This is a genomic window from Mycetocola sp., assembly GCF_046716805.1.
Lineage (GTDB): Bacteria > Actinomycetota > Actinomycetes > Actinomycetales > Microbacteriaceae > Mycetocola_A.
In genome coordinates this window covers 1-2,562 of the sequence record NZ_JBKJWH010000037.1, presented here as the reverse complement: position 1 = coordinate 2,562, position 2,562 = coordinate 1, and the positions used below count along the sequence as shown (strand labels likewise).

The following is a 2,562-nucleotide window of genomic DNA, read 5'->3' as shown; positions in this document are numbered from 1 at the left end:
CGACAAATCCGACCACGAGGCTGTCAGAATTGTGCGCTAGGAAGCGCAAGGTCGTTTCGTCCACTGACGGGACGTCTGCATGCGGCGAGAAGTAAGTAAGGTCCACCCCGTGTGAACTCCCGGGACCGAGGACCACAGCGGGCCTTCTGCCCGTCAAGCCTAGCTGCGCGGCGCGGCGTGCAAGGCTGGGACTATTGGCAACGACTTGAGTTGCGGACTTGACGGTACATAATTCAAGGATTTTCAGGATTGTTCGCTTAGGCCCCGATTCGGTCTCGAAACGGAGTCCCCACAGTTGGTACACGCGGACAGGAACGCGTACGACTAATGCTGCAACGGTGCCCAGTAAGCCGGCCTTCGGCGTGGCTGTGACCACCAGGTCTGGATGCAACCGCCTAATTACCCTGATAAGCCTAATGAGACTTATCACATCGTTGAGAGGCGACGGCTCGCGACGCATGGGCACACTGACGACTCTGATCCCCTCAGTTCGGCCGAAATCCTCGAGGTTGCCATTCGAGGAAGCAATGAGCGAAACCTCCCATCCCGCTTGTTGGAGGTAACTCAGATAACCACGGTAGAAGGTCGTCGCAGTGATCTCCGCAGTAACGATGAAGCATACGGACTTGGCGCTCATCGGGCAGGTACTCCCTTAACGACGGCAGAAGCGGCGACATCGTGAACGACACAGGCAGCCGCTCCCACCACGCTGTTCTCCCCAATGCTCAGTCGCTGGAGTATCACAGCTCCGGCACCAACAAGCACGCCCGATCCGATCACCACGTCCCCGGAAACCACGGCACCGGGGTTGATAGACACGAAATCATGCAAAACAGAATCGTGACCCACCGTGGCGTTGGGGTTGACGTGCACGTACTCGCCCACTCGAACATTGGTCGAAATCTGCGCTCCTGCGCACACGACGCTTCCCCGGCCGACCAGTGAATTGCTACCTAGAACCGCCGACGGATGAAGAATGGTGATGGCGGAACGGTCGGCACGGTTCCACCGGGCGGCAATAGAAGACCGCGCGGCCGGGTCACCAACTGCGAGCACGTACGAAGCTTTGCTCTCGCCTGACAGCCACTCGGCTTCGGTGCCTAAGTATTCGATGTTTCTCTCCGCGAGCCTATTGAGGTTGAGGGAACTCGGGGCCGAATCGACGACGCCCAGCACGTGAAGTGAATGGCGCATACTATTCACTGCTGCGATGACGTCGAGCGCTTCGCGCCCGAACCCACCCGCACCTATGACAACCACCGAAGTCACCATTACGAGTCTCTCCCAGCATGTGTCCCGTGAAATTCAGCCGTTGTGGCATGACCCTCACTCGCGACACCGCTTCGGCGGAGCACACTCGAGACGGTCGCACGCAGTATCTGCAGATCGAAGTTGAACGTGCGGTTTTCAACATACTCAAGATCGAGCGCAAACTTCTCTTCCCACGTAAGCGCGTTCCGCCCACTGACCTGGGCCAGACCTGTGACACCCGGGCGCACCTCGTGCCTCCTTGCCTGCTCGGGTGAGTATCGCGGGAGGTAGGACGTGAGCAACGGACGAGGGCCAACCAGACTCATGTCTCCCTTGATTACATTAAACAGAGTGGGTAACTCATCGAGGCTGGTCGCTCGGAGGAAACGCCCCAGTCTGGTAAGGCGAGCTGCGTCCGAACTCACGCCCTCGTCGGCCGCCGCCAATTTCATCGTACGGAACTTCACGAGGGTGAAGACCTCGCCGTTCAAGCCGGGGCGAGATTGCCGAAACAACACCGGTCGCCCGAGTAGAACAGCTATTAACAACGCGACTGCTGCCTGTATCGGAAGGGACACTATGTAGACGACGAGCGCAACCACCACGTCAAAGGCACGTTTCTGCGCGTCGTATGGTTTGCGAGCAACGAGGCGGATCAATGGGCAACTCCGGCGAAATCCCCGATGGCACTCAGAACCTGATCAACTTGTTCATCCGACAGTGACGAACCGCTTGGCAAAGTGACTCCAGTTTTAAAGAGCTGCTCTGAGGAGCCATTGAGCGTAGCAGCCGCCGCGGCGAAGACGGGCTGAAGGTGCATGGGCTTCCACAACGGACGGCTTTCAATGTTGTTGGAATCGAGCGCCACGCTGAGGTCGTTCGGGGACCACCCGGTAACGTCACTGTCAACGATGATGGAGGTCAGCCAAACGTTGTCACCCCTGTCATCAACACCCCCGAAAAGCTTCACACCGTCGATCGATTCGAACAGGCTTCGGTAGCGGTCCCGGATCGAGCGGCGACGTGCGATCATTCTATCCAGCCGGGACAGTTGAGCTCTGCCCAGCGCGGCGAGAAGGTTGCTCAACCGATAGTTGTAGCCCACCTCCGTGTGTTCGTAGTGCACGACAGGCTGGCGTGCCTGGGTGGCTAGATAGCGCGTGTGTTTGGCCAGCACCTCGTCATTCGTAAGGAGCATTCCGCCCCCGGATGTGGTCATGATCTTATTACCGTTGAAAGAAACGATCGACGCCCGACCGAATGAGCCCGCCGCCTGGCCTCTGTGCGTAGCACCGAGAGACTCAGCCGCGT

Annotated in this window: 4 protein-coding genes; all 4 read right to left on the bottom strand. The window is 58.6% G+C overall.

Annotated features, from left to right (window positions below):
* Positions 1 to 637: glycosyltransferase (locus ACLQ62_RS03015; RefSeq protein WP_411720183.1), on the bottom strand; the 637-nt coding region annotated here is incomplete at its 3' end.
* Positions 634 to 1,272, bottom strand: a complete 639-nt coding sequence (locus ACLQ62_RS03010; protein ID WP_411720182.1) for a NeuD/PglB/VioB family sugar acetyltransferase — start codon at positions 1,270 to 1,272, stop codon at positions 634 to 636. The genes ACLQ62_RS03015 and ACLQ62_RS03010, both read right to left, overlap by 4 nt.
* A complete protein-coding gene (locus tag ACLQ62_RS03005; protein ID WP_411720181.1) occupies positions 1,272 to 1,910 on the bottom strand; it encodes a sugar transferase in 639 nt (212 codons plus the stop codon). The genes ACLQ62_RS03010 and ACLQ62_RS03005 overlap by 1 nt, the downstream gene beginning before the upstream one ends.
* Positions 1,907 to 2,562 (bottom strand): DegT/DnrJ/EryC1/StrS family aminotransferase (locus ACLQ62_RS03000; RefSeq protein WP_411720180.1); only part of this gene is annotated, 656 nt, incomplete at its 5' end. The genes ACLQ62_RS03005 and ACLQ62_RS03000, both read right to left, overlap by 4 nt.

Excerpts from the sequence above, each read along its gene's own strand:
- ACLQ62_RS03010 (WP_411720182.1), bottom strand. The coding sequence starts at position 1,272 with ATGGTGACTTCGGTGGTTGTCATAGGTGCGGGTGGGTTCGGGCGCGAA.